Here is a 25,968-nt window from a genome sequence, read left to right as displayed (position 1 = left end):
CCCTTAGTCCTGGCAGGCGCACCGCTCATGTATGATCCCATCCGTGCTTCGGACGAGGCGATCCTGCGACTGCGGGCGCATCACCCGTCGCTGATCGACCTGACGACGGGGCGGGTCGAGCGGCTGCTAGCGGCGCTGGGCCATCCCGAGCGCAAGCTGCCGCCGGTGATCCATGTGGCCGGCACCAACGGCAAGGGCTCGACGGTCTCGTACCTGCGGGCGATCGCCGAGGCTGCGGGGATGAAGGTCCACGTCATCACCTCGCCGCACCTGGTGCGGTTCGCCGAGCGCATCCGGGTGGCCGGCGAACTGATCAGCGACGCACGCATGAGCGAGCTGATCGACAAGCTGGAGGCGGCCAACGCCGGTGAGCCGATCAGCTTCTTCGAGATCACCACGGTGCTGGCCATCCAGGCCTTCGCCGAGACCCCCGCCGACCTTTGCATCGTCGAGGTCGGCCTGGGCGGCCGGTTCGACGCCACCAACATTTTCGACGCCCCCGCCGTCAGCGTCATCACCCCGGTCGACTACGACCACCTTGAGATGCTGGGGCCCGAGCTCTCCAAGATCGCCTGGGAGAAGGCCGGCATCATCAAGCAGGGCCGCCCGGTGGTGGTCGCCCGGCAGATGGAGGAAGGCGAGGCGGTGATCCTGGAGGAGGCCGAGAAGCTCGCCGCGCCGGTCATGCTGATGGGCCGCGACTTCGACGCCTGGGAGGAGCGCGGGCGGCTGCTGGTGCAGATCGGAGACCAGCTCTACGACCTGCCGCCGCCCAGCCTGTTCGGCGGCTATCAGTTCGACAACGCTGGGCTGGCGGTCGCCGCGGCCCTGGCGCTGGGCGACCCGCGCATCGACGAGGCGGCCCTGGCCAAGGGCGTCTCCAGCGCCGTCTGGCCGGCCCGCTTCCAGCGGCTGACCAAGGGGCCGATGGCGCGGCTGGCGGCCGAGCGCGGCAGCGACCTGTGGCTGGACGGCGGGCACAATCCGCATGCGGGCCGCGCTCTGGCCGAGGCGGCCGGGCGGCTGGTCGCGCGCGATCCGCGGCCCTTGGTGCTGGTGGCGGCGATGTTCGCCCGCAAGGACGCGCTGGGCTTCTTCCAGCCGTTCCAGGATCTCAAGCCGACGGTGTTCGCAACCACCTTCGACTCGCCCAACGCGGCCCCGGCCGATGAACTGGCCGCCGCCGCCGCTCAGGCGGGGCTCGCCGTGGAAGAGGCGGCCGACGTCACCGAGGGCGTTCGCCGCGCCCTGGCCATGCCCGGTCCGGCCCCACACATCCTGATCTGCGGCGGGCTGCATTTCGCCGGCGAAGTGCTGGCCATGAGCCCGGAAACCTGGCCGACATGATCCCCTGGGTTCACCTCGCCACTGCTGTGGTGCCCGACGACGGCGGCGAACTGCGGCTCATGCAGCGCGGGACCGAGTTCTCGATCATGGCCGGCGCCATCGAGCTGATGAGCAGCCGGCTCAGCGGCTCGGAAAAGGCGCTGGCCACCCTGGCCTGCGAGCGCCTGAAGGACCGTCCCAAGCCCCACATCCTAATCGGCGGCTACGGCATGGGCTTCACCCTGCGCGCGGCGCTGGAGAGCCTGGGGCCGTCGGCGCAGGTCACGGTCGGCGAACTGGTTCCCGAGATCGTCGATTGGGCGCGCGGGCCGATGGCCCACCTGTCGGGCGAATGCCTGAAGGATCCGCGGCTCGCGATCGCCCTCGGCGACGTCGGCGACCTGATCGGCTCGGGCCGCGAGAGCTACGACGCCATCCTGCTGGATGTCGACAACGGGCCCGAGGGCCTCAGCCGGGCCGGCAATGACAGGCTCTACAACGACAGCGGTCTGGCGGCGGCGCGGCGCGCCCTGCGGCCAGGGGGGATCCTGGCCGTCTGGTCGTCGGCGCGGGACGAGCGCTTCACCAAGCGCCTGCGCAAGGCCGGCTACGATGTCGAAGAGGTCGGGGTGCGCGCCACCGGCGGCAAGCGCGGCGCGCGGCACGTCATCTGGATGGCGACCGCGCCCGCGAAGGGATGACGCAGCCGGACCCGCGGGGGACCGGCTGCTCAGAGGCTGTTAGATGCCGGCTTCGTTGAGCCACTCAACGATCTTCTGCTTGGGCATGGCGCCGACCTTCATCGAAGTCATCTGGCCGCCCTTGAACAGCATCATCGTCGGGATGCCGCGCACGCCGTAGCGCGACGGGGTCGTCGGGCTGTCCTCGATGTTCAGCTTGGCCACGGTGACCTGCTCGCCGAGTTCGGCGGCGATCTGTTCCAGGGCCGGAGCGATCTGCTTACAGGGGCCGCACCACTCGGCCCAAAAGTCCACCAGCACAGGCTTGGAAGCCTGCAGGACGTCCTTGTCGAAGGATTCGTCGGTGACCGTCACGGTGCTCATGAAAAGCTCCTTTTAGCCCGGCCGGAAGAACGTTTGGCCGCGGCTCTCGATCCGCCGATGTAGGCGGGCATGGCTCCGGTATCAACCTTCACGATGGAGCTCGGCAAGGGTCTGACGCCACAGGTTTTCTGGAACCGCCATCAGCTTCGGGCCGTCGGTCCAGACCAGGGCCGCCTCGATGCGCCGGCCCTCGAAGATATCCTCCAGCACCGCGGCGTAGATCGCCATCTGCCGCAGATAGGCGCGGTCGGCGTCCTCGATGCGGTCGGGGGAGGGACGGTTGGTCTTGAAATCCGCCACCAGGACACGGTCTTGCAGCACCACCAGCCGGTCGATGCGGCCGGATATGGCCAGGCCCGGCGGAAGGCCGCGGGCGGTCCCGGCGACCGAGACCTCGGCCCGGCTGCCCGGCCCGAACACCTCCGAAAAGCGGGCGTCGGTAAGCACGCCCATGGCTGCTGCGGTCATCTCCGCGCGCTGGTCGCCGGTCAGATCACGTTCGCGAGAGAGGATACGGATGGCGGCCGGTTCGCGTTCCGCGGGCGGAAGGTCGGGCAGGATCTGCAGCAGGCGGTGAATCAGGTCGCCGCGCCGGAACCGGCCCAGGCCCTCCGTGCGGACCAGCGGCGAGGTGGCGGGCGTGGCCACATCCTCGCCGAGCTGCGAGGGCGAGGCGTAGCGGGCGAAGGCCTCGGCCGGCGGGGCGACCTGGGCCCAGGCGGGCAGGGCCGCCGCGGTCTTGGCCTGCGCCTGGGCCGCGCCCAGGGCGATCGGGTCGGGTCCGAAGCGCACGAATTCGCGGCCGCCGCCGACGATGGACCGCTTCTCGCCGCCGACATGGGCGTGGTCGAAGGCGGCGACCATTGCGCCCCACCAGCCCTTGATGTTCTCTTCCTTGGCGGTGGCCGAGACCCGGCCGCACAGCACCAGCCGGTCGCGGGCCCGGGTCAGGGCGACATAGAGCAGGCGCGCGGCCTCATCCTCGTCCTTCTTGGCCCGCCACTCGCGCGCCTCCAGCGAGGCGGCGCAGTCGGTCCCTTTCGACGTGCTCCAGAGGAAGCCGCCAGCCGGCGTCGGCATCAGCGGCGAGCCGCGGGCGGTGCGGCCCAGCGTCGTCTCCGGCAGGAAGACGATCGGCGCCTCCAGCCCCTTGGCGCCGTGGGCGGTCATCACCCGCACCTCGTCGCGGCCGGCCTCCATCTCGCGCTTCACCGTGATGTCGAGACTGGCGAGCGCGGCGGCCAGGCTTTCGAGATCCTCGAGCCCGCGGCCTTCGGCGGCCAGCACCTGGGCCAGGAACTCGTCGAGCGCGTCTTCGGCTTCGGCCCCCAGCCGCTCCATCAGGCGCCGGCGCATCGAGCGGCCGCCTTCGTCGCGCAGGGCCAGCAGGCGCGAATAGAACTCGAAGGGCCGCAAGGCGCGGTTGGCGACCAGCCATTCGACCAGATCGGCCGCGGCCGACCATTCGGGCGCCTCGTCGCGGCGGCGACGCAACACTGCGGCGAGGTTCTCGCGGCCGCGGCCGTGGGCCACGGCATAGAGGCTGTCGTCGGAGAGGTCGCAGAACGGGCTGCGCAGCAGGGCGGCCAGGGTCAGTTCGTCGGCGGGGTACTGGGCGAACCGGGCCAGGGCGAGCAGGTCGTCGAAGACGATGTGCTCGGAGAGCGCCAGCCGGTCGGCGCCGGCCACCGGGATCTTGCGGTGCTTGAGCGCGCGGAGGATCTCCTCGAACAGCGCCTTGCGGCGGCGGACCAGGATCAGCACGTCGCCGGCGGTGGCTGGGCGCGGTCGGCGGGTCTCCTTGTCGAGCACCGCGTCGCCGCGTTCGATCAGGGCGCCGATCTCGGCGGCGATCTTCTCGGCTAGGCGCTTGTTGGCGCTGGCCTGGCCTTCTTCGTCGAGCGGCGCGTCCCAGGCGTCGCGGACGTCGCCCTTCTCTTCGCGCTCCAGCGGCCAGAGGTCGACGCAGCCGGCGTCGGAGCGGACGGCCTGGTGGACGATGGCCTCGGCCTCGAGGCGCGGCAGGACGGCGGCGGCGAGCTCGGGCGGGGCGAAGGCGGCGTCGACGAAGGCCAGCACCTGGGGCGTCGAGCGCCAGGAGGTCAGCAGGTCGACCCGCTCGAAGCGGAAGCCGGCGCCGGTGGCGCGCTCGCGGTGGAACTCGAACTCCTGGATCAGCAGCTCGGGCCGCGCGCCCTGGAAGGAGTAGATCGACTGCTTCTCGTCGCCGACCACGAACATGTTGCGGTCGAGCAGGCGCTGGGTGGACTGGCCGGCGCCGGCGAAGAACTCCTCGGTCAGGGCGCGGACGATTTCCCACTGCTCGGGAGCGGTGTCCTGGGCTTCGTCAACGAGGATATGATCAACCCCGCCGTCGAGCTTGTAGAGCACCCAGGCGGCCATGGGGCGCGAGGCGACCAGGTCTCGTGTCTTTTCAATGAGATCGGTGAAGTCGAGCGCGCCTGAGGCGGTCTTTTCGATGCCGTAGGCGGCGAGGTAGGCGCTGGCCAGGATCAGGGCGCCATGGGTGTCGTGGGCGACGCGGGCGGCGCGGCGCCGTTCGCGGGCGATCTCCAGGCGGTCCTGTTCGGCCAGCAGGAAGAACCGCAACTCCTCGCGGACCTTGAGGCCGGAGGTCTTCTGCACCCAGGCGACGGGCGTGCTCTCGCCCTTCTCGGTGAAGAGGGCGGCCAGCGCCTCGTCGAGGCCCGCGCCGGGCGCCAGGGCGGCGGCCAGCTTGGCGGAGTTGGTGATGTCGGCCTTGCCGCCCTGGGCCAGGACCTCGACGCAGTCCTGCCAGGCCGAGCGGTTCATCTGCGCCAGCGCTTCGGCCTCGACCTCGTCGGGGTCGGTGGGGGCGTCGAAGCCGCAGACGCGCCAGACGTCCTCGACCGCGCCCTCCAGGCCGCCCTGGGCGCCCAGATAGGCGGCGAGCGGGCCGCGCTGGAACTCGAAGGTCGCGAACATGCCCTGGAAGCTCTGGAAATCCAGCGCCACCGAGAAGCGGGCGTAGGCCTCCGCCACCGCCCCCTCGCCGCGCAGGGCGTGGCGGGCGACGGCCTTGCGCGCGGCGTCGGCGACCGCGGCGCTGGCGCTGTCGTCCATGACCCGGAAGCCCGGCGAGACCCCGGCCTCCAGCGGGAAGCGCCGCAGGAGCTTTTCGCAGAAGGCGTGGATGGTCTGGATTTTCAGCCCGCCGGGCGTCTCCAGGGCGCTGGCGAACAGCGCGCGGGCCTTCGACAGGCTGCGCGCATCGTAGGCGTCCGGCGTGCGGCCTTCGAGCTTGGCCAGTTCGGCGCTGAGGCTGGCGTCGTCATAGACCGACCAGCCGCCGAGCAGGTCGTAGAGCCGCCGCTGCATCTCGGCGGCGGCGGCCTTGGTGTAGGTGACGCAGAGGATGGTCTCGGGCTTCGCCCCGGCCAGCAGCAGGCGGGCGACCCGGTCGATCAGGGTCTTGGTCTTGCCCGAGCCGGCGTTGGCGGTGACGAAGGCCGAGATGGCGGGGTCGGCGGCCAGGCGCTGCGGATCGCCGGCGGTCAGGGTCGCGTTCATTCGCCGTCCTCCTCGCCGCTGGTCGACCACTCGAAGACCCGGGCCAGGTGGTCGTAGTCGCTCATGTGCAGCTTCACGAACTGCGGGGCGACGCGCGAGGCGTAGGGGCGGCCATGGTCGAACTGGGCGACCAGCTTGGCCAGGCCCTCATAGGCGTTGGCGGCCGCCAGGGCGCTCTCGTCGCCCGCCAGGGCGCGGACTTCCTCGCGTCCGGCGGGCTTGCGGCCGGTGATCTCCAGATAGGTCAGCTCCCCCGGCCCCGGATGGCCCAGGGTCGGGAAGCCGCCGGATTGGAGGATCGCCGCGGTCAGGGTGAGCTGTGGCGAGAAGCCGGTCTCCACGACCTTCTTCGACGGCGCCTTGCCGGTCTTGTAGTCGAGGATGTGGCCATAGCCCTGCGGGTCGATCTCGATGCGGTCGGCGCGGGCATTGACGGTGAACGGCCCGGCCGGGGCCTCGATGGTCAGTTCGCCCTTCAGCTCGACATGAATCGTACGGCCGTCGGCGCGGCGGCGGCGCTCCAGGTCGGCGACCCAGGCGGCGGCTTCCTTGGCCAGGGCGGTCTCGCGGGCCAGCGCTTCGTGCGGCATGCCGGCGGCTTCCAGTTCGGCGACATAGAAGCCTTCGAAGATCGCCGCGGCATCGGGCGGCAACTGGTCGGGGTGATCCTCGGCGAGCCGCTCGAAGGCCTTGTGGATGGCGGTGCCGCGGGCGCGGGCCTCGACGGCCTCATCGGGCCGTTCCAAGGGAAATAGTTTGAGGATGTCGCGCGCCCAGACGGCGTAGGGATCGCGGGTCAGGGCCTCGATGCGGGTGACGGCCATCTCCCGCGGGCGGTCGGCGATCGGCGGCGATGGGGCCGGGCGTTTGGCGGGCCTGTAGTCCTGGGCGGCGTCGAGCGCGCGGGCCCAGTCGAGGACGTCCGGGCGGCCGGGCAGCAGCACGCCGGCGCCGCGCGCCAGGGTTTCCAGCCGCCAGAGCCAGCGCGACTTCACCGCCGGGGCGCCCTCGCGACGCTCGGAATGCAGCAGGATCACCTCGGGCGCGCAGGCGGCCTGGGCGAAGTCGTGGGCGGCGAGGCCGACGCGGCGCTCGGGCGGCGGCAGGCCCAGGCGCTCGCGCATCGGACGCGACAGGAACGGGTCGAGCGGCGCGCCCTGCGGCCAGACGCCTTCCTCCAGGCCGGCGACCACCAGGCGGTCGGCGCGGGTCAGACGGGCCTCGATGGCGCCGAGGATGCGCAGGCGCGGATGGGTCGAGCCGCCGGTGCGCACGCTCTCACCGGCCATCAGCCGCGAGAGCAGGTCGGCGAAGCCGCGCGGCGTGACGGGCGGCAGGCCTTCGGATTCGTCGATCAGCCCGGCCAGCAGCCGGCCCAGGGCCTCGCCGCCGTGATCGGCCCAGAGGCCGCCGGCGTCGCCGAGCGGATCGGCCGCGAGGGCCTCCAGGGTCTCAGTCAGGCGCCGGGCGGCCTCGGCCGGCGGTTGGTCAGGCGCGTCGATCATCAGGCGCGCTAGGGCGGCCTGCAGCGTGCGCGCCAGGGTCAGCGCGATGTCGGACTTGCCGAGCCGCGCCTCGAGTGCCGGCCAGCTCGTGCAGCGCGGACCGCGCAGACCCTCCCGCTCCAGCGCCGCGCGCGCCTCGACCAGATGCTCGGGATCGAGGCCCAGGCGCACCAGCGGATGCTTGAGGATGGCCAGCAGGGTGACCGGATCGAGCGGATCGACGGCGGCCTTGGCGACCAGGCCGGCCAGCACCCCGCCGGCGCAGCCGGAGAGCGAGAGACCGGCGGAGGAGTCGGCGGCGACGCCCCAGCGGGCGAGCTTGGCGGCGACGCGGCGGGCCAGGGCCTGGTCGGGGGCGACCAGGGCGGCGGTGCGCCCTGGCGTCTCCAGCGCCTCACGCAGCAGCAGGGCGGCGGCGGTGGCGGCCTCTTCCTCGGCGCGGGCGGTGACGACCGAGAGGCCCGACAGGCCTTCGGCGATGGCGTCGACGCCGTCCTTGTCGCCTTCGCGGCGCAGGCTCTCGATCACCGACAGCCAGTCGGCGGTGCGTTCGGCCGGGCGCAGGGCCTCGTTGATCACCCGGCGGCGCCAGCGGCCGCGCGAATCGAGGGTGAAGGAGGCCGGCCACTCCATGACGTCGCGGCGCTCGACCCCGGCGCGGTGCAGCAGGCGGCGCATGGCCCCCTGCGGGTGCTGCTCGCCGACCTCGATCCAGGCGCTCTCGGCCAGGCTGTCGTCGAGGCCGGGCAGGACCACCGCGCCCTGCGGCGCGGCGGCGACCACGGCCAGCAGGTCGGCGGTGGCCGGCGCGGTGCCGGTCGAGCCGGCGGCGATCAGCACGCCCTGGGGCGGACGGTCGGTCCAGGCCTGGGCGAGCTTGCGCAGCAGGGCCACGCGCCGCTGGGAGACGTCGACCAGGCCAAGTTCGGCCAGGCGCGCGGGCCAGGCGACCTGGGCCATCTCCAGGAACTCGCGGCTGATGCGCCAGTGTTCGGCGAGGTCCGCGCCGACCAGGTCGGCCAGGCCGGCGCCGCTGACCTCCTCGATCTGCAGGCTGTCGAGGAAGCCGCCGAGGGCGTCGGCCAGCTCCAGGGCGGCGGAGGCGTCGAGGTCGCGGCCGAGCTGCCGCTCGTGCGCCTTGACCAGCCGGGTCAGCTCGAAGCGGCGGCGCAGGGAGCCGATGGCGGCGGGCAGCTCGACGGCCAGGTCGCCGGGCTCGAACGGCGGCTCGCCCTCGTCGAGATCGCCGAGCGGGCGGATCTGCGGCGGCAGCACGGCCTTGCCGCCGGCCGCGGCGATGAAGGCGTCGGCCAGGGCCCGCGCGCCGCGCCGGGTCGGGGTCAGGATGATCGCCTGCGACAGAGCGTCGGGGCCGAGCGGGGTCAGGGCGTCATAGAGCCCGGCGGCCAGGTCCTGCACGAACGGCCGGTGGGCGGGGATGTTGAACCAGCGCGGACCGGGGCGGGCGAAGAGGGTCATTGGGTCTTCGAGCCCCGGACGTCATCCCGGCTGAAGCGAGGCGGAAGGCCGGCGCCCCTTCGCTCAGCAAGGGCCAGGTGGAAGAGAGGTCGCGCAGCTGCTTGCGCGATCAGGTGTCCATGGGCCCCGGTCTTCGGCCTGCGGCCGAAACCGGGATGACACCCTTGGCGGGGGGCGCCCGTCACCGGAGCTTCGCCTCGGTCGCCTCCCGGGCGGCGGGGTCTCCGACGTGCATCCAGAAGCCGTCCATGACGGCGCCGTAGAGGCGGCCCTGTTCAGACAGCCGCCACCAGACGGGCACGATCGAGAACGCGCCGTCCGGCTCGCCGTCGAGGATTTGGGGCTTGAGGATCTGGAAGCCGACATTGGCGTAGGGGGTCGGCGGCTCGGGCTTGGCCGAGTGGGTCAGTCGGCCGGCTTCGTCCATGAAGAAGCCCTGCGGCCCCTCGAAGCCGATGCCGTGGCCGCGGCGGACCAGCAGCAGGCAGAGGTCCATGGCGTCCGGGTTCCAGGTCGCCTTGAGGGTTTCCAGGGCCGGGGTCTCGCCCTCGATCCACAGCGAGTCGATGTTGGCGATCAGGATCGGCTCGTCGCCCAGCAAATGGCGCGCGTGCTTGATGCCGCCGCCCGAGTCGAGCAGGGCGGCCCGCTCGTCGGAGATCAGGATCTTGATGTCGCGCCGACCGGCGAGATGGGCCTCCATCTGGTCGGCGAAATGGTGGACGTTGACCACGGCGGTTTCGATCCCGGCCGCGACCAGCCGGTCGAGGACGTGGTCGATCAGCGGCCTGCCGGCGACGGTGACCAGGGCCTTGGGGCGCTCGTCGGTCAGCGGCCGCATGCGGGTGCCCAGGCCCGCGGCCAGGACCATGGCGGTCTTGATCTGGCTCATCGGCGAGCCTCGACCGGAACGTGGCGGTCGAACCAGGTCTTGAGGCCGGCCATCGACGGGTCGGTCAGGTTGCGTTCCAGGTAGCGCCAGGTGCGGGGCATGAAGGCCTCGTACTGGCGGCGGCCCAGCAGGGCCTGGCGGGCGAAGACGCGGCCGAGGATGCGCGCGGCGTTGGAGGCGGCCAGCGCGCGGTAGTCGTGGATGAAAGCTTCGCGATCGAGGGCCGGGCGCGCGGCCAGGAAGCGGTCCAGCATCGCCGCTTCCAGCTCGGGCGAGACATCGCGGCGGGCGTCCTGCAACAGATGGGTGAGGTCCCAGGCCGGGTGGGCGCGCAGGGCGTCCTGGAAGTCGAGCAGGCCCACGCGGGCGACGCTGGCGCGCTGCGGCAGCCAGAGCAGGTTCTGAGCGTGGAAGTCGCGATGGGTGAAGACGCTGGCGCCGGCTGCGCCGCGGGCGAACACCGGGGTCCAGAGGGCGTCCCACTCGGCGAGCGCGTCGGGCGAGAAGGCCGCGATCTGCGCGAACTGCGGCCACCATTCGAGGAAGGTGTCGGTCCCGACCTTCAGCGCCAGGGCGTCGTAGCTCAGCAGCGGCCAGGAGGCGCCGTCGGCCGTGAGCACGTCGGGGGGCGTGGTCTCCTGAAGCTGCACCTGCACGTCGACGGCGGCCTCGTAGAGCGGGGTTTCCGCCTCGCCGTCCGCGATCAGGGTGGCGAACAGGCCATCGCCCAGGTCTTCGAGCACGGCCAGGCCGGCGTCGATGTCGTGGGCGAGGATCTTCGGGGCCGAGAGGCCATGGTCGCGCAGCCAGGCGGCGGTGGTGACGAAGGCGGCGACCGAGCCGGCGGCCAGGCGCGCGGCGGCGTTGTAGCCCATGGCCAGGCGTTCGGCCTCGCTGGCGCCGGGCGGGCAGACCGCGCTCTCGGCGGCCGGCGGCTGGTCCATGAAGATGACGGTCGAGCCGTCGGCGCGGTGCAGGCGTTCGTAGGCGCGCGTCGAGGCGTCGCCGGCCAGCAGCTCGCGACGGGCGTCAGCCAGGCCCGCCGCCTTCAGGAACTCGGCCTTGCGGCCGTCACGATCGGAATTCAAGCCCACGTCCTTCCCAGGCGCCCGCCGGCGTCAGCCGGGCGCGCCGCGCCTCCCCGCCGTCCGGCGACTCATCGACGACGATCTCTACATCAAGTCGGTCGGGGGGAAGATGGCCCTCCAGCCGCTCGGGCCATTCGATCACCGCCGCGCCGTCTTCGAGCGCCTCGTCCAGGCCGATCTCATAGGCCTCGTCCGCCGAGGTGAGACGGTAGAGATCGAAGTGCGCGACCTTCAGCCGCGCGCCCTCGTAGAACTGCACGATGGTGAAGGTCGGGCTGGGCACGTCCTCGGTCGCGGTGGTCAGGGCGCGGACCAGGGCGCGGGCGAGGGTGGACTTGCCGGCCCCCAGCGGCCCGGTCAGGCAGATCGCCTCGCCCGGCTTCAGCTCGGCGGCGATGGCCGCGCCCAGCCGCCCGGTGGCGGCCTCGTCATCGAGCCGGAAGTCGCCTTCGGCCTGGGTGATCATGCGAACGGCCTTTCGGGATGCTGCGGCAGGGTGCGGACATAGGCCTTCAGCGCCTCGGTGGCGGCGACGGCGTCGACGTCGAGCGCGTCAGGCGGCACCGGCGGCCCGAGGATCAACGAGAACTCCCGCCCGCGCTTGTTCAGCAGCTCGTGGAACAGGGTGATGTCGCGCAGCTCGTTCGAGAAGCGGTTGAAGAAGTGGAACAGGGTCGAGGACGGGCCGCTGAGGTGCATCGGGATCACCGGCGCCTCGTACTTGCGGGCCAGCGAGATGGCGCTGGGCATCCATTCGGGATCGCTGAGCACGCCGCCCGGGCCGCGCCTGGCCAGGCGGCCGGCCGGGAAGATCATCAGGGCGCGCTCGGCCTCCATGGCCTGGCGGGTCAGCTGCAGGGTCAGACGGGTGCGTTCGCGGGTGCGCTTGGCCTCGACCCACTCGACCGGGATCAGCACCTCGTCGAAGTGCGGCGCGACGCGGTGGGCGTCGGAATTGGCGTAGAAGCAGATGTCGGGCCGCAGGCGTTTGAGCGCGTCGAACACCGCGATGCCGTCGGCGATGCCGGTCGGGTGGTTGCAGATGAAGATCGCGCGCCCTGTCGGCGGAACATGCTCCAGGCCGCGGGCCTCGACCTGTACGCTGAGCAGGTCGGAGACGTAGTCGAGGGCGGCGCGGCCGGGCAGCGGGGCGATGGCGTCGGCCATGGCCCGGGCCTTGCGATAGTCGAGGATCCGGTAGAGCGCCGGCCGGACCAGCGGCCACAGCGCGCCGCCCGACAGCCGCGGCGCGCGCTCGGCGATCAGCGTATCGACGATGTGGTCGTGATAGGCGCCGGCGGCGGGCAGGGCGGAGGCGGTGGGCGAAAGGCTCGTCATCGGACGCGCAGAATGCGACGTCCCGCCGCGCCGGAGCAAGCCGAGGGCGAAAACACCGCCGTGCTCACGTTGGGTGATGTCTACCCAGGCCCCTTCGGAGGGCCTACAACGCCGATATGCGCGACATCCAACACTTCATTTCCGGTGCGGCTCAGCCTGGCGTGTCCGGGCGGTTCGGCGAAGTTTTCGACCCCAACACTGGAGAGGTGCAGGCAAAAGTCGCCCTGGCGACGCCGGCCGAACTCGACGCCGCGGTGCAGGCGGCGCTGAGGGCCCAGCCGGCCTGGGCGGCGACCAACCCGCAGCGCCGCGCGCGGGTGATGTTCGAGTTCAAGCGCCTGGTCGAGGCGCGCATGGACGAGCTGGCGGCGCTGCTGTCGTCCGAGCACGGCAAGGTGATCGCGGACTCCAAGGGCGACATCCAGCGCGGGCTGGAGGTGATCGAGTTCGCCTGCGGCATCCCGCATGCGCTGAAGGGCGAGTACACCGAGGGCGCCGGCCCCGGCATCGACGTCTATTCGATGCGCCAGCCGCTGGGCGTGGCGGCGGGGATCACCCCGTTCAACTTCCCGGCCATGATCCCGATGTGGATGTTCGGCATCGCCATCGCGGTGGGCAACACCTTCATCCTGAAGCCGTCGGAAAAGGACCCGAGCGTGCCGGTGCGGCTGGCGCAGCTGTTCATGGAGGCCGGGGCGAACCTGGGCATGGACCTGGCCGGGGTGCTGAACGTGGTGCATGGCGACAAGGTCGCGGTCGACGCGATCCTGACCCATCCGGACATCGCGGCGGTCAGCTTCGTCGGCTCGTCAGACATCGCCCACTACGTCTATTCGACCGGCACGGCGCACGGAAAGCGCGTGCAGGCGATGGGCGGGGCCAAGAACCACGGCATCGTCATGCCGGACGCCGACCTCGACCAGACGGTCAAGGACCTGGTCGGCGCGGCCTATGGCTCGGCCGGCGAGCGCTGCATGGCGCTGCCGGTGGTCGTGCCGGTGGGCGTCAAGACCGCCGAGGCGATCCGCGAGCGGGTGGTCGCCGAGCTGGAGACGCTGAAGGTCGGGGTCTCGACCGACGCCGCGGCCCAGTACGGCCCGGTGGTGAGCGCCGCGCATCGCCAGAAGATCGCCGACTACATCCAGATCGGGGTCGACGAGGGGGCCGAGCTGGTGGTCGACGGCCGCGGCTTTGCGCTGCAGGGCTTCGAGAAGGGCTTCTTCATCGGCCCCAGCCTGTTCGACCACGTCAAGCCGAGCATGAAGACCTATCAGGAGGAGATCTTCGGCCCGGTGCTGCAGATCGTCCGCGCCGAGAGCTTCGAGGAGGCGCTGGCCCTGCCGAGCGCGCACCAGTACGGCAACGGGGTGGCGATCTTCACCCGCAACGGCCGCGCCGCGCGCGAGTTCGCCGCCCGGGTCAATGTCGGCATGGTCGGGATCAATGTGCCGATCCCGGTGCCGGTCGCCTACCATACCTTCGGCGGCTGGAAGCGCAGCGCCTTCGGCGACGTCAACCAGCACGGCATGGAGGGCGTGAAGTTCTACACCAAGGTCAAGACGATCACGGCGCGCTGGCCCGAGGGCATGACCGACGACAGCGCCTTCGTGATTCCCACCATGCGGTGATCGAACTACGCTGCGGCGAGTTCGCGGCGGAGGTTCGATGAAGCGGTTTCAGCTCTGGGCGATCATCGCCCTGGTCCTCGCCCTGGCGGGGGCTGGCGGCTTTGCGTGGTGGAACTACGACCTGCGCTGGCGGCCGCACACGATCACCAAGCATCAGGACGAGATCGCCAGGATCCTCGAGACCTCCGGCTGGGTGTCGCCCGGCAAGACCGGGCCGAAGCTCTACATGGTCTCGTTCCGCGCCTGCCCCGACTGCGTGCGCTACAAGGCCGAGGAGTTTCCGCTGCTGCAGGCCGCCGACGTCGACACCCGGGTGATCGAGATCGCCCGCCGCGACCTCAATGGCGTGGCCAAGTCCACCCCGGCCGAGCGGGCCACGGTGGCCGAGCTGTGGCTGACCCGCTCCTGGCCGCTGATGGAGCAATGGGACGACGCCCCGGCCGCGGCCTGGGCGGCGCCGGGCCTCCCGCCGGCCGACGGCGACATGGCGCGCACGGCGGTGGTCGAGGCCGGCCGCAAGCTGGTCGACGACCTCACGCCGCTGCTGAGGGCCAACGGGGTCAGGTTCGCCTATCCGACCCTGGTCTGGTGGACCAAGGACGGCAAGATGCGGGCCTGCGCCTGCGACCGGCGCGAGACCTACAAGCACGTTCGCAAGGAACTCGGCCTGGCCAGCTAGCTCGCGTAGGGGCGGCCGCTGACGATCTGCTTGCTGCGGGTGCGGGTCTTCATGCCGTGTTCGCGGTCGGCGGGATGGCCGCTGGCGCGTCGTCCGAAGCTTTGGCGGCTGGCCTCGTCTTCCAAGGCGTCGTCCGGGGCGAGTTCGAGTTCAGGGTCGGTCTCGCCGTCGATGACGGGGTCGGGCGTGGCGTCGCGGGTCTTTCCGGCCATGGCAGGCTCCTCATCTTGGGTCCGACTAGATCAACCGTCGAGGCGGCGGGCTGTTCCGCGCCGAAGTTCGGTGCTTGAGGCGCACGGCGTGAGGGGCTAGGCGAAGTCCATGCCGTCGCAGTTGCAAGCCGCCTATGACGCCCGCCTGGCGCAGGGCGAGATCCGTCCCGACGCGGCCCAGGCCGCCGCGCTGGCGGCGCTGGTGCGCCTGGAGGGCGAACTGGCGCGGGCCGAGCCAAGCGGCTTCGCCTCGTTCTTCAAGAAGCCCGAAAGCCAGCGCGGGGTCTACCTGATCGGGCCGGTCGGGCGCGGCAAGTCCATGCTGATGGACCTGTTCTTCGCCCATGCGCCGGTCGAGAAGAAGCGGCGCATCCACTTCCACGTCTTCATGGGCGAGATCCATCGGCTGATCGACGCCTGGCGCAAGGGCGATCCGGCGGCGCGGAAGGCCAGGTTCGGGCAGCACAAGGGCGACGATCCGATCCCGCCGGTCGCCGACGTGGTCGCCGGCCAGGCGCGGCTGCTGTGCTTCGATGAGTTCCAGGTCACCGACATCGCCGACGCCATGATCCTGGGTCGGCTGTTCGAGGCGCTGTTCGCCCGCGGCGTGACCCTGGTGGCGACCTCCAACCGCCTGCCGGACCAGCTCTACAAGGACGGCATCAACCGCCAGCTGTTCCTGCCGTTCATCGCGCTGCTGAAGAGCAAGGTCGAGGTGGTCAGCGTGGCCGGGCCGCACGACTATCGGCTGGATCGCCTGCGGGCGGCCGGCACCTGGTTCAGCCCCAACGATCCCGACAATGCGCGCAGTTTCGACGCGCTCTGGAAGGACATGCTGGGCGGCGAGGAGGAGGTCGGCGAGACCCTGGAGGTGCTGGGCCGCCAGGTGCATCTGCCGCACGCCCAGGGCGGCATGGCGCGGGCGACCTTCGCCAGCCTGTGCTCGGTGGCGCTGGGACCGAACGACTACATCGCCATCGCCGAGCGGTTCCACACCCTGTTCCTGGAAGACGTGCCGATGCTGACGCCGAACCGGCGCGAGGAGGCGCGGCGGTTCGTGATCCTGATCGATGCGCTCTACGAGGCGCACGCCAAGCTGATCGTGCTGGCGCAGGCCGAGCCGACCAAGCTCTATCCGGAGGGCGACGGGGCCTTCGAGTTCGAGCGCACGGCCTCGCGGCTGCAGGAGATGCGATCCGCCGACTGGCTGGCCGAGGATGCGGACTAGCCGGACCTCAGGCTTTCGACGAGGTCGCGGGCGTAGGGGGCCAGGCCCGCAAGGCTGCGCACGCAGATGGTGAGCTCGCGCTGCGCCCAGTCGTCGGTCAGGTCGACAATGCCCAGCGACATGGTGCGGGCCGCGCGGCGGGCGGTGGTCTCCGGCACGATGCCGACCCCGACCCCGCACTCCACCAGCCGGCAGACCGCATCGAAGCTGCGCAGCTGCACGCGCAGCCGCAGCGGGCGGCCCTCGCGCACGGCCTTGGCAGACAGGAACCGCTGCAGCGAGGAGGCGCGGTCCAGGCCGACCAGGTCGCAGCCCAGCACGTCGGCGAAGGTCATCGATTTGCGCTGGGCCAGCGGGTGAATGGCGCTGGTCACCACCACGAAGCGGTCCGACCGGAACGGAAAGGTCTCCAGGCTGCCCATGTCGACAGTGCCGGCGACGATGCCGATGTCGCCGACGCCCTCGGCCACCAACCCGACGATCTCGTCGGAGAGCCGCTCCTCGAGGTTGATGCTGACGTGCGGATGGTCGGCCAGGAAGCGGCTCAGCGCCTCGGGGATGAATTCGGTCAGGGCGTTGGTGTTGGCCAGCAGCCGCACCTCGCCCGACAGCCCGCCGGCATAGGCGCCGAGGTCCTCGCGCAGGCGGGCGGTCTGCGAGAGGATGGTGCGGGCGTGCTTGAGCAGGGTGCGGCCGGCCGGCGTGGGGGTCACCCCTTGCCGCGACCGCTCCAGCAGCGGCGCGCCCAGCGCGTCCTCCATATTGCGGATCCGAGTCGAGGCCGCAGCCAGGGCCAGGGCGCAGCGTTCGGCCCCGCGGGTGATGGATCCGGCGTCCGCCACCTCGCAGAACAGCCGCAAGTCAACCAGGTCGAACCGCATCCTTCGTCTCCCGCGAAGGATGCATACGGGAAAGACGCATTGCATCAAAAGAAAAAGGTCGGAAACTTCGGCTTTGGCGAAGGGGAGGTCGCTGCTCTGTAGAGAGCGGGACTGCGCCTTCGTTGACACTCGAAGGCCGCGGCTTAAAAGCGGAGCCGCCTCCTACTCAGGAAATACGCTCGTCATGTCCGACGCACCTCGCCCACGCCCGCTATCACCGCACCTGATGACCGGGGGCATCGGTTCGCCGCTGCTCTGGCGCTGGCACATCACCATGGCGACCTCGATCTTCCATCGGGCGAGCATCTTCGGGCTCTACCTTTCGGCCCTGCTGCTGGCGGGCTGGCTGCTGGCGCTGGCCGGCGGGCCGCAGAGCTACGGCGCCTATACCGGCGCGCTCAGCTCGCCGCTGGGGCTGCTGGTTCTGTTCGCCCTGACCTTCATGCTGTTCTTCAACCTGGCCTACAATGTCCGCCAGGCCTTCTGGGACATGGGCAAGGGCTTCAAGATTGCGGAGGCCAACGCCGGCTCGATCGCGATCATCGCGTTCGCCGTGGCGACCACCCTGGCCTTCTGGGCCGCCCTCTTCATCCTGGGAGTGCTGTGATGACCACGGGTCCGACCCTTCGCACCCCCCGTTCGCGCGCGCTCGGCCTCGGCTCGGCGCATCACGGCGTGGGCCATTTCATCGTCGAACACGTCACCGCGGTGATGCTCGTGCCGCTCGGCCTCTGGGGCGCCTGGGTGGCGATCCAACTCGCCGGCCAGGGCTATGACGCCGCCGCCTACTGGATCTCCAAGCCGGTGAACGCCGTGCTGCTGGCGGTGCTGCTGGTCTGCGCGCTGGTGCACGTGAAGAACGCCATGCAGGTGGTCATCGAGGACTATATCGGCCGCTTCTTCTCCAAGGCCGTCCTGCTGCTGCTCAACTATTCTATCTGCGTCCTCGCCGGCGCCCTGGGCGTCTTCGCGATCCTCAAGGCCGCCTTCTCCGGAGCCTTCTGATGGCCGAGTATAATTTCATCGACCACAAGTTCGACGTCGTCGTCGTCGGCGCCGGCGGCTCCGGCCTGCGCGCCGCCCTGGGCTGCGCCCAGGCCGGCCTGAAGACGGCCTGCATCACCAAGGTGTTCCCGACCCGCTCGCACACCGTGGCGGCCCAGGGCGGCATCTCGGCCAGCCTCGGCAACATGGGCCAGGACGACTGGCGCTGGCACATGTACGACACCGTCAAGGGGTCGGACTGGCTGGGCGACCAGGACGCCATCGAATACCTGTGCCGCAATGCGCCGGCCGCGGTCTACGAGCTGGAGCACTGGGGCGTGCCGTTCTCGCGCACGGCCGAGGGCAAGATCTATCAGCGCGCCTTCGGCGGCATGACCAAGAACTTCGGCGAGGCTCCGATCCAGCGCACCTGCGCGGCGGCCGACCGCACCGGTCACGCCATGCTGCACACGATGTACGGCCAGAGCCTGGCCCACGACACCGAATTCTTCATCGAGTACTTCGCCCTCGACCTGATCATGGACGAAGGCGTCTGCCGCGGCGTGACCGCGTGGAAGCTCGACGACGGCACCCTGCACCGCTTCCAGGCCCAGCAGGTGATCCTGGCCACCGGCGGCTATGGCCGCGCCTACTTCTCGGCCACCAGCGCCCACACCTGCACCGGCGACGGCGGCGGGATGGCCCTGCGCGCCGGCCTGCCGCTGCAGGACATGGAGTTCGTGCAGTTCCACCCGACCGGCATCTACGGCGCCGGCTGCCTGATCACCGAGGGCGCCCGCGGCGAAGGCGGCTACCTGACCAACTCCGAGGGCGAGCGCTTCATGGAGCGCTATGCGCCGTCCGTGAAGGACCTGGCTCCGCGCGACATGGTCAGCCGCGCCATGACGATCGAAATCCGCGAAGGCCGCGGGGTGGGTCCGAAGAAGGACCACATCTTCCTGCACCTCGATCACCTGGATCCGAAGATGCTGGCCGAGCGCCTGCCGGGCATTTCGGAAAGCGCCAAGATCTTCGCCGGCGTCGACGTGACCAAGGAGCCGATCCCGGTCCTGCCGACCGTGCACTACAACATGGGCGGCATCCCCACGAACTTCTTCTCCGAAGTCGTGACCCGCGAGGGCGACAACCCCGACAAGGTGGTTCCGGGCCTGATGGCGGTGGGCGAAGCGGCCTGCGTGTCGGTGCACGGCGCCAACCGCCTGGGCTCCAACTCGCTGATCGACCTGGTGGTGTTCGGCCGCTCGGCGGCGCTGCGCTGCGCCGATACGATCAAGGCCGGGGCGACCCAGCCGGAGCTGAAGCCCTCGATGACCGACGGTCACCTGGCCCGCTTCGACAAGCTGCGCAACGCCAATGGCGGCACCTCGACGGCGCACCTGCGCCTGGAGATGCAGCAGGCGATGCAGGAGGACGCCGCGGTGTTCCGCACCACCGAGGCCCTGGCCTCGGGCGTCAAGCGCCTGGAAGCCGTGCACGCCAAGCGTCCGGACCTGAAGGTCACCGACCGCGGCCTGATCTGGAACACCGACCTGCTCGAGACCCTCGAACTGGACAACCTGATCGGCCAGGCGACCGTCACCGTGGTCGGCGCGCATAACCGCACCGAAAGCCGCGGCGCCCACGCGCACGAGGACTATCCGGACCGCAACGACCAGGACTGGATGAAGCACACCCTGACCTGGTTCGACGACGTCACCGGCAAGGTGCGCATCGATGACCGCCCGGTGCACAGCTACACCATGACCAACGACATCGCCTACATCCCGCCGAAGGCGCGGGTTTACTAGGTCCTGTCGATGTCCCGCCACCTCACTCTGCTCAACGCGTCCGCCGTCAAGGAAAGCGTCTGATGGTCCAGCTCGCCCTGCCCAAGAACTCCCGCGTCCAGAAGGGCCGCCACCATCCGGCCCCGGCCGGGGCCAAGAACGTCAAGACGTTCCGGATCTACCGCTACGACCCGGAAGGGAACGAGAACCCGCGCTGGGACACCTATGACGTCGACGTCGACGCCTGCGGTCCGATGGTCCTGGACGTTCTGATCCACATCAAGAACGAGATCGACCCGACGCTGGCCTTCCGTCGGTCGTGCCGCGAAGGCGTCTGCGGCTCCTGCGCGATGAACATCGGCGGCCGCAACACCCTGGCCTGCACCCACGGCCACGAGGAAACCCCCGGTTCGGCCTGCCAGATCAGCCCGCTGCCGCACATGCCGGTGGTCAAGGACCTGATCCCGGACCTGACGATGTTCTACGCGCAGTACGCCTCGATCGAGCCGTGGCTGCACACCGAGACCCCGGAACCGCAGAAGGAATGGCGCCAGACGCCGGAGGACCGCGAGAAGCTCGACGGCCTCTATGAGTGCATCCTCTGCGCCTGCTGCTCGACCTCGTGCCCGAGCTACTGGTGGAACGGCGACAAGTATCTCGGCCCGGCCGCGCTGCTGCACGCCTATCGCTGGCTGATCGACAGCCGCGACGAGGCCACCGGCGATCGCCTGGACGAGCTGGAGGACCCCTTCAAGCTCTACCGCTGCCACACGATCATGAACTGCGCCCAGGTCTGCCCGAAGGGGTTGAACCCCGCCAAGGCGATCGCGGAGATCAAAAAGATGCTGGTGGATCGCGTCGTCTGACGCTTCTCCGGAGCGCTTTGGCTTCGGGCCGGCTGGCCCAAAGCGTGAAAAAGCGCTCCAAATTCAAAGTTCGAGCGTGATCGCCGCCGCAACCGGTCCACTATCGGCTATCACGTTCGGGAGAGGCGAACGATCCGAACTGTGTTTGGAAAGTTGACGCCGCCGTCACTTTTCTGCATGGGGCTTATATGAGCCAGTCGGACGCGCATGTTGTGATCCTGGGAGCGGGCCACGCCGGTGGCACCGCCGCCGCGTTGCTTCGCCAGTATGGGCACGCCGGCCCCATCACCATGGTCGGCGACGAGCCGATTCCGCCCTATCAGCGTCCGCCGCTGAGCAAGGCCTGGCTGAAGGGGGAGGCCGACGCCGACTCCCTGGCGCTCAAGCCGCTGGAGTTCTACGCCGAGCAGAACATCGACTTCAGGCCGAACCTGCAGGCGGTGAAGCTGGCGCGGTCCGACAAGGTCGTGACCCTGTCGGACGGTTCGACCGTGTCCTACGACATCCTGATCATCGCCACGGGCATGCGGGCCATCCGCCTGCCGATCGAGGGCGTGGACCTGCAAGGGGTGCTGACCCTGCGCACGGCGGCCGACGCCGAGGCCATCAAGGCCGCGCTCGGACCGGGCAAGCGCCTGGCCATCGTCGGCGGCGGCTATATCGGGCTGGAGGTCGCCGCGTCGGCCCGCGCCCTGGGCGCCGAGGCGGTCGTCATCGAGCGCGAGGCCCGCATCCTGGCCCGCAGCGCCTGCGAGCCGCTGTCCAACTTCTTCCACGGCTATCACGTCGACCGCGGCGTCCAGTTCCTGCTCGGGGCCAGCGTCGCCGGCTTCGTCGGCGAGAACGGCAAGGTGACGGGCGTGCGTCTGGCCGACGGCCGGGTCGAACCCTGCGACCTGGTGCTGCTGGGCGTCGGAGCCATCCCGAACGACGATATCGCCCGCGACGCCGGGCTGGAATGCGCCCGGGGCATCGTGGTCGACCTGGAGGCCCGCACGGCCGATCCCAGCGTCTTTGCGATCGGCGACGTCACCCACCGCCCGATGCCGCACTATGGCCGGATGTTCGGCCCGGAGAGCGTGCCCAGCGCCCTGGAGCAGGCCAAGCAGGCCGCCAGCGCCATCACCGGTCGTCCGGCCCCGACGCCGGAAGTGCCGTGGAACTGGTCGGACCAGTATGACCTGAAGCTGCAGATCGCCGGCCTGCCGTTCGACGCCGACCGCGTCCTGCTGCGCGGGGATCCGGCCAGCGGCAAGTTCGCAGTGTTTCACCTGAAGGGAGATCAGGTGCAGTCCGTGGAGGCGATCAACTCGCCCCCGGAATTCATGATGGGCAAGCAGCTCATCGCCAACCGCAAGCCGATCAATGCCGAGAAGCTTGCTGATCCAACGGTTTCCATGAAAGAGGTCGCCGCTTAACAGGCGACGAAGGGGAGTAAATGGCCAAGATCACCTACATCGAGCATGACGGCACCGAACACGTCGTCGACGTGAAGAATGGCCTGACGGTCATGGAAGGCGCGGTGAAGAACAACATCCCGGGCATCGACGCCGACTGCGGCGGCGCCTGCGCCTGCGCCACCTGCCACGTCTATGTCGACGAAGCCTGGCAGGACAAGACCGGCTCCACTTCGGCCATGGAAGACTCGATGCTCGACTTCGCCGAGAACGTTGAGCCCAACAGCCGTCTGTCCTGCCAAATCAAGGTCAGCGATGCCCTGGACGGCTTGGTCGTGCGGATGCCGGAAAGCCAGCACTAGGCGTTTCCGCGTGCTTATAGCCCGGTCCGGACGCGCGCGAGCGCTCCGGACCGGAGGCGCGTCCCCAGCGGACGCGATGCGCCTGATCCTTCGTTCGATCGGGCCGATTAAGCCCATCGCTGAGTCACCGAAGGCGGCCTAGGCGATCCAGGCCTTGTTCTCGGCGTGTCTGCAGGACGATGAGGGCGCGTCTCGGCGCCGAGCGCCGAGACGACTCTTCCAAAGGGGCGCTAGGCGACCCGACGCAGGCCGTCGAGCTCAGCGATGATGGTGGCCATGGCGCTCGAAGGCAGGACGTCATCCCGTCCGTAGGAGCCGTCCTCGATGATCGTCGACAGCCGGTCGCGGGCGCGGCTGACCCGGCTCTTGATGGTGCCGATGGCGCAGCCGCAAATTTCCGAAACTTCCTCGTAGGAGAGGCCGCCGGCCCCGATCAGGATCAGCGCCTCGCGCTGGTCGTCGGGCAGGCAGGCCAGGGCGCGGCGCACTTCGTCGAGCTCGAGGCTGGCGATGGGGTTGGAGGCGGCCTCCAGGGTGCGCTCGGCGACTTCCGGGTCCAGCTGGCTGGAGCGCCACGAGCGGCGCTTGTCCGAGTAGAACTGGTTGCGCAGGATCATGAAGGTCCAGGCCTTCATGTTGGTGCCGGGTTCGAAGCTGGCCCGGTTGTTCCAGGCCTTGAGCAGTGCGTCTTGCGCCAGGTCGTCGGCGGCGGTCGCATCCCGGCAGAGCGAGCGGGCGAAAGCGCGCATCTGGGGGATCAAAGCCGTGAGCTCGGTCTTGAACTCGTGGTCCGCTTGAGCCTGTTCGGTCATGTGGTCACCTCCGTTCAGTAGGGACCGTAGACGCCCCTTAAGGCGTAAACGCGGCGCCGCTCCAAAGGCTCCGCTTGGCGTGGCCGTTGCGATCACAAATCCTTGTACGGCAAGGGGCGGCGGCTTTCCGAGCGCAGCGCAGCAATATGGCGTGATTGCGACGAACCTGGGCGAAGACGGCGGGCTAGAAGCTCAGTTCCGGGTGGCCGGCCGCGCCCTGGGCGGCTTCGGGCAGGTGGCAGGTGAAGGTCGCCCCGGCGCCGGGCTCGCTCTCCAGCGCCACCCAGCCGCCGTGTAGTTCGACCAGCGCCTTGACCAGGGCCAGGCCCAGGCCCGGGCCGCCGCGCTCGCGGCCGATGAAGCGGTCGAAGATGTGCGCCTGGACGTGGAAGGGGATGCCGCGGCCGGTGTCGGTGACCTGCAGCTGCACCTCGCCGAGCCCCCGGCGCGCGGCGATGGTCACCACCCCGCCGGGCGGGGTCTGGCGCACCGCGTTCTCGGCCAGGTGGTCCAGGGTCTGGGCGAGGCGGCGCACGTCGCCGCGCAGCAAGCCGATGTCGGCCGGATGCTCGACCTTGATCGTCACCTGGGCGGCCTCGGCTTCCTTCTGCCAGCGGGCGGCCGCCTCGGCGAGCAGATCGGCGACGCGGACGTCCTCGAGGTCCAGCGCCATCTCGTCGGCGTCGATCTGGGCCATGTCCAGCACGTCGTCGATCGAGCGGGCCAGCTGGGTCGCGGCGGTGCGCACGGCGGCGGCGTGGCTGCGGCCGCGTTCCGAGAGGTTCTCGCCCGAGCGTTCCAGCAGTTCGGAGTAGCCGATGATGGTGGTGAGCGGGGTGCGCAGCTCGTAGGAGACGTTGCCGACGAAGTCGCGCTTCAGGCGCTCGGCCTCGGCCAGGGCGGCCGAGCGGTCGGCGAGCGCGCTCTCCAGCTTGCGTGCGTCGGTGACGTCGGCGAAGGCGATCAGGGTGGCGCCGTCCGGCAGCGGGCGGCTCTGGTAGACGACGATGCGCGAGTCCGAGGTCTTCACCTCGCCCGAGATCGGCGCGCGGGCCTGCGGATCGGGGTCGGCGACGCGGCCCTTCAGCTCGCGCCAGAAGTTCATGTCGTGCAGCCGGCGCACGCAGAGCTCGACCACGCCCTCGAAGTCGTGGGCCACCTCCAGCTGGTCGCCGGTGACGTTCCAGAACAGCTCGAAGGCCTCGTTGTGCAGCCGCAGGCGACCGTCGGAGCCGAACACCGCCACGGCGTCGTTGAGCTTGTCGAGAGTGGCCTGCTGGACCTGGATCTGGCCGTTGTACTGGGCCTTGAGGCGCAGCTCGCCGGTGATGTCGGAGAACAATAGCACCACCCCGCCCATCGGGTGCGGCTGGCGGCCCACCTTGAGGGTGCGGCCGTCCGGCAGGCTCCAGAGGTCGTCGGGGCCGGTGGAGGTGTCCTCGTAGCGGTCGAGCTCGGCGGCCTTCCACTTTGCGTAGTCGATGGTCTCGGGCAGCCGCCGGCGCTGGCGCAGGCGGTCGAGCACCTCGCCGTGGCTCGGGCGGTCGGCCAGCCAGGCCGGCTCCAGGCCCCACAGCTCGGCGAAGGCGGTGTTGTGGAAGATCAGCCGCTTGCCCTCGCCGAAGATGGCGACGGCGTCGGCGATGTGGTTCAGCGTCTCGTCGTGAGCCTCGACATGGCGCTTGAGCGCCTCGCGCAGCTCCTCGGTCTCGGTGACGTCGTCGGTCCAGACCCCGACCCCGCCGCCTTCGAGCGGCTGGGCGGTCACCTGGAAGGCGCGGCGGCGTCCGCCCAGGGTGGTCCAGCGCAGGGCCTGGCGCTTGGAGCCGAGGTTGGCCGCCTCGCTGGCCAGGCTTTCAGCGCCCTTGTCGAACGAGGCGCCGCGCTCGGCGGCTTCGTCCAGGCTGGAGACGCCGGCTGCTGTCAGCCAGGCGGTGTTGACCCAGACGGGCGCGCCGTCGGCGGCGGCGATCCAGGCGGGCGCGGCGCGGGCGGCGAGGAAGGCGGCGAAGCGCGGGGCGGTCGGCAGGCCGGCGTCCTCGCCGATCACCGCCGACAGCCGCAGCCAGGCCAGGGCTCCGGCGGCGCGGCCCTCGACGGCGACGACGCCGGCCGGGCCCTGCACCTCGAAGGCGCAGGCCTCGCCCCGCTCGAACAGGGCGCGCAGGCGGCGGGCGTGATCGGGATCGGCGCGCATCAGGGCGGCGACCACGGCCTGCGGGTCGGGGCTGGCCGTGCCGAGGGCCTCGGCGCAGACCGCCAGGCTCTCTTCGCCGGAGGTCAGGCGGGCGTGGCCGTCCTCGACCGACAGCAGAGCCGAATCGAAGGCGTCGACCGAGGCCTGGGCCGCCTCGGCCCCGGCTTCCAGGTCGGCGATGCGGGCGTGCAGCACCCGGAGCCGCGCGTCATTGCGGCGGCGCTGGTCCACCAGCCAGAACATGGCGCAGAGGGCGAGCAGCACCGCGCCGGCGGCGGCCCCCAGGATCAGATCTTGCTCGCTCATCGGCGCTCCGTCGCCGCAGGTCGTCGAAGTCGGCGAATCATCTCAAGCGACCATAGTTTGGTCCGCGCATTTCGGCGATGATCGGGAGGTCATGACCGCCATCCTCTATCCCGTGGCCGCCGATGCGGCGCAGGCCTTCGCCGCGCCCAAGGGGCGTGCGGCCCGCGAACGCGACGCTGCGGCGCTGGCGGGCGAGGCCGTCGCCTTCCTGACCGAGCCGCTCGGGCCGGTCTATGCGACGCGCGAGGCGGCGCTGGACGCCCTGGCCGGCCGGGTCGAGGACGACCGCGCGGGCCGCATCGCCACCCTGGCGGCCGAGGACCGCTTCATTCAGCTGACCGAGATGGCGGCCCCGCGCGGCGGCAAGCGGACGCGCGCGCCGGCG

At 70.6% G+C, this 25,968-nt stretch carries 22 protein-coding genes and 1 pseudogene; 12 read left to right on the top strand and 11 right to left on the bottom strand.

Translation table 11 applies throughout. From position 1 onward, the window contains the following. The first annotated feature begins 27 nt into the window (after window positions 1–27). On the top strand, window positions 28–1,347 hold the full coding sequence (locus tag OUA97_RS05750; protein ID WP_267230869.1) for a bifunctional folylpolyglutamate synthase/dihydrofolate synthase: 1,320 nt from the start codon (window positions 28–30) through the stop codon (window positions 1,345–1,347). Next, window positions 1,344–2,027, top strand: a complete 684-nt coding sequence (locus OUA97_RS05745; RefSeq protein ID WP_267230868.1) for a spermidine synthase — start codon at window positions 1,344–1,346, stop codon at window positions 2,025–2,027. Before OUA97_RS05750 ends, OUA97_RS05745 begins: the two co-directional genes overlap by 4 nt. A gap of 39 nt (window positions 2,028–2,066) precedes the next feature. On the opposite strand, the gene trxA is transcribed toward OUA97_RS05745, so the two are convergent. The 7 genes from trxA to OUA97_RS05710 form a co-directional block, all read right to left on the bottom strand. Further along, on the bottom strand, window positions 2,067–2,390 hold the full coding sequence (trxA, locus tag OUA97_RS05740; protein WP_267230867.1) for a thioredoxin: 324 nt from the start codon (window positions 2,388–2,390) through the stop codon (window positions 2,067–2,069). An 81-nt stretch (window positions 2,391–2,471) separates the two neighbouring features. Then, the gene (gene addA, locus OUA97_RS05735; RefSeq protein WP_267230866.1) at window positions 2,472–5,942 is read right to left on the bottom strand and encodes a double-strand break repair helicase AddA; all 3,471 of its coding nucleotides are present in this window, start codon (window positions 5,940–5,942) and stop codon (window positions 2,472–2,474) included. Continuing rightward, window positions 5,939–8,926 (bottom strand): double-strand break repair protein AddB, encoded by a 2,988-nt coding sequence (addB, locus tag OUA97_RS05730; protein ID WP_267230865.1) that lies wholly within the window; start codon window positions 8,924–8,926, stop codon window positions 5,939–5,941. The genes addA and addB overlap by 4 nt, the downstream gene beginning before the upstream one ends. A gap of 181 nt (window positions 8,927–9,107) precedes the next feature. Continuing rightward, window positions 9,108–9,818 (bottom strand): nucleotidyltransferase family protein, encoded by a 711-nt coding sequence (locus OUA97_RS05725; protein ID WP_267230864.1) that lies wholly within the window; start codon window positions 9,816–9,818, stop codon window positions 9,108–9,110. After that, window positions 9,815–10,912, bottom strand: coding sequence for an N-acetylmuramate/N-acetylglucosamine kinase AmgK (amgK, locus tag OUA97_RS05720; protein ID WP_416362413.1), 1,098 nt, complete (start codon window positions 10,910–10,912; stop codon window positions 9,815–9,817). The genes OUA97_RS05725 and amgK overlap by 4 nt, the downstream gene beginning before the upstream one ends. Further along, window positions 10,890–11,372, bottom strand: a complete 483-nt coding sequence (gene tsaE, locus OUA97_RS05715) for a tRNA (adenosine(37)-N6)-threonylcarbamoyltransferase complex ATPase subunit type 1 TsaE (protein WP_267230862.1) — start codon at window positions 11,370–11,372, stop codon at window positions 10,890–10,892. Before tsaE ends, amgK begins: the two co-directional genes overlap by 23 nt. Next, on the bottom strand, window positions 11,369–12,244 hold the full coding sequence (locus OUA97_RS05710; RefSeq protein ID WP_267230861.1) for a 1-acyl-sn-glycerol-3-phosphate acyltransferase: 876 nt from the start codon (window positions 12,242–12,244) through the stop codon (window positions 11,369–11,371). The genes tsaE and OUA97_RS05710 overlap by 4 nt, the downstream gene beginning before the upstream one ends. Window positions 12,245–12,360: 116 nt before the next feature. On the opposite strand from OUA97_RS05710, the gene OUA97_RS05705 reads away from it, so the two are divergent. Further along, window positions 12,361–13,872, top strand: a complete 1,512-nt coding sequence (locus tag OUA97_RS05705; RefSeq protein WP_267230860.1) for a CoA-acylating methylmalonate-semialdehyde dehydrogenase — start codon at window positions 12,361–12,363, stop codon at window positions 13,870–13,872. Window positions 13,873–13,909: 37 nt separating this feature from the next. Next, window positions 13,910–14,551 carry a hypothetical protein gene (locus tag OUA97_RS05700; RefSeq protein WP_267230858.1) on the top strand — a complete coding sequence of 214 codons (642 nt, stop codon included), beginning with the start codon at window positions 13,910–13,912 and terminating at the stop codon, window positions 14,549–14,551. Here the strand turns inward: OUA97_RS05700 and OUA97_RS05695 are convergent. Beyond that, on the bottom strand, window positions 14,548–14,763 hold the full coding sequence (locus tag OUA97_RS05695; RefSeq protein WP_267230857.1) for a hypothetical protein: 216 nt from the start codon (window positions 14,761–14,763) through the stop codon (window positions 14,548–14,550). The two genes, OUA97_RS05700 and OUA97_RS05695, sit on opposite strands and share 4 nt — an antisense overlap. Before the next feature lie 109 nt (window positions 14,764–14,872). Here OUA97_RS05695 and zapE point away from each other — a divergent pair, with 109 nt between their 5' ends. Beyond that, window positions 14,873–15,991: a cell division protein ZapE gene (gene zapE, locus OUA97_RS05690; protein WP_267230856.1), complete on the top strand. Its 1,119-nt coding sequence runs from the start codon at window positions 14,873–14,875 to the stop codon at window positions 15,989–15,991. Here zapE and OUA97_RS05685 read toward each other — a convergent pair. Then, on the bottom strand, window positions 15,988–16,872 hold the full coding sequence (locus OUA97_RS05685) for a LysR substrate-binding domain-containing protein (protein ID WP_267230855.1): 885 nt from the start codon (window positions 16,870–16,872) through the stop codon (window positions 15,988–15,990). The genes zapE and OUA97_RS05685 overlap by 4 nt on opposite strands. A 184-nt stretch (window positions 16,873–17,056) precedes the next feature. On the opposite strand from OUA97_RS05685, the gene sdhC reads away from it, so the two are divergent. The 6 genes from sdhC (at window position 17,057) to OUA97_RS05655 (ending at window position 22,268) form a co-directional block, all read left to right on the top strand. Continuing rightward, window positions 17,057–17,479 (top strand): succinate dehydrogenase, cytochrome b556 subunit, encoded by a 423-nt coding sequence (sdhC, locus tag OUA97_RS05680; RefSeq protein WP_267230854.1) that lies wholly within the window; start codon window positions 17,057–17,059, stop codon window positions 17,477–17,479. Next, window positions 17,479–17,877 carry a succinate dehydrogenase, hydrophobic membrane anchor protein gene (gene sdhD, locus OUA97_RS05675; RefSeq protein ID WP_267230853.1) on the top strand — a complete coding sequence of 133 codons (399 nt, stop codon included), beginning with the start codon at window positions 17,479–17,481 and terminating at the stop codon, window positions 17,875–17,877. The genes sdhC and sdhD overlap by 1 nt, the downstream gene beginning before the upstream one ends. After that, entirely contained in the window at window positions 17,877–19,664 is a 1,788-nt protein-coding gene (gene sdhA / locus OUA97_RS05670) for a succinate dehydrogenase flavoprotein subunit (protein WP_267230852.1), read from the top strand. The genes sdhD and sdhA overlap by 1 nt, the downstream gene beginning before the upstream one ends. Before the next feature lie 62 nt (window positions 19,665–19,726). Then, window positions 19,727–20,509, top strand: a complete 783-nt coding sequence (locus OUA97_RS05665) for a succinate dehydrogenase iron-sulfur subunit (RefSeq protein WP_267230851.1) — start codon at window positions 19,727–19,729, stop codon at window positions 20,507–20,509. Between the two features lie 188 nt (window positions 20,510–20,697). Next, window positions 20,698–21,927 carry an NAD(P)/FAD-dependent oxidoreductase gene (locus OUA97_RS05660; protein ID WP_267230850.1) on the top strand — a complete coding sequence of 410 codons (1,230 nt, stop codon included), beginning with the start codon at window positions 20,698–20,700 and terminating at the stop codon, window positions 21,925–21,927. A gap of 20 nt (window positions 21,928–21,947) precedes the next feature. Continuing rightward, window positions 21,948–22,268 carry a 2Fe-2S iron-sulfur cluster-binding protein gene (locus OUA97_RS05655; RefSeq protein ID WP_267230849.1) on the top strand — a complete coding sequence of 107 codons (321 nt, stop codon included), beginning with the start codon at window positions 21,948–21,950 and terminating at the stop codon, window positions 22,266–22,268. A gap of 230 nt (window positions 22,269–22,498) precedes the next feature. On the opposite strand, the gene OUA97_RS05650 is transcribed toward OUA97_RS05655, so the two are convergent. Further along, entirely contained in the window at window positions 22,499–23,080 is a 582-nt protein-coding gene (locus OUA97_RS05650; RefSeq protein ID WP_267230848.1) for a sigma-70 family RNA polymerase sigma factor, read from the bottom strand. Window positions 23,081–23,264: 184 nt separating this feature from the next. Further along, a complete protein-coding gene (locus OUA97_RS05645) occupies window positions 23,265–25,583 on the bottom strand; it encodes a PAS domain-containing sensor histidine kinase (RefSeq protein ID WP_267230847.1) in 2,319 nt (772 codons plus the stop codon). Window positions 25,584–25,674: 91 nt separating this feature from the next. Between OUA97_RS05645 and OUA97_RS05640 the strand changes: the two are divergent. Further along, window positions 25,675–25,968 (top strand): annotated as a pseudogene (locus tag OUA97_RS05640) (hypothetical protein); the annotation flags it as partial.

Source organism: Phenylobacterium sp. 58.2.17, from assembly GCF_026411515.1.
GTDB lineage: Bacteria > Pseudomonadota > Alphaproteobacteria > Caulobacterales > Caulobacteraceae > Phenylobacterium.
Note: the sequence above shows the minus strand (reverse complement) of the source record. Positions and strands in the feature narration are given on the sequence as shown.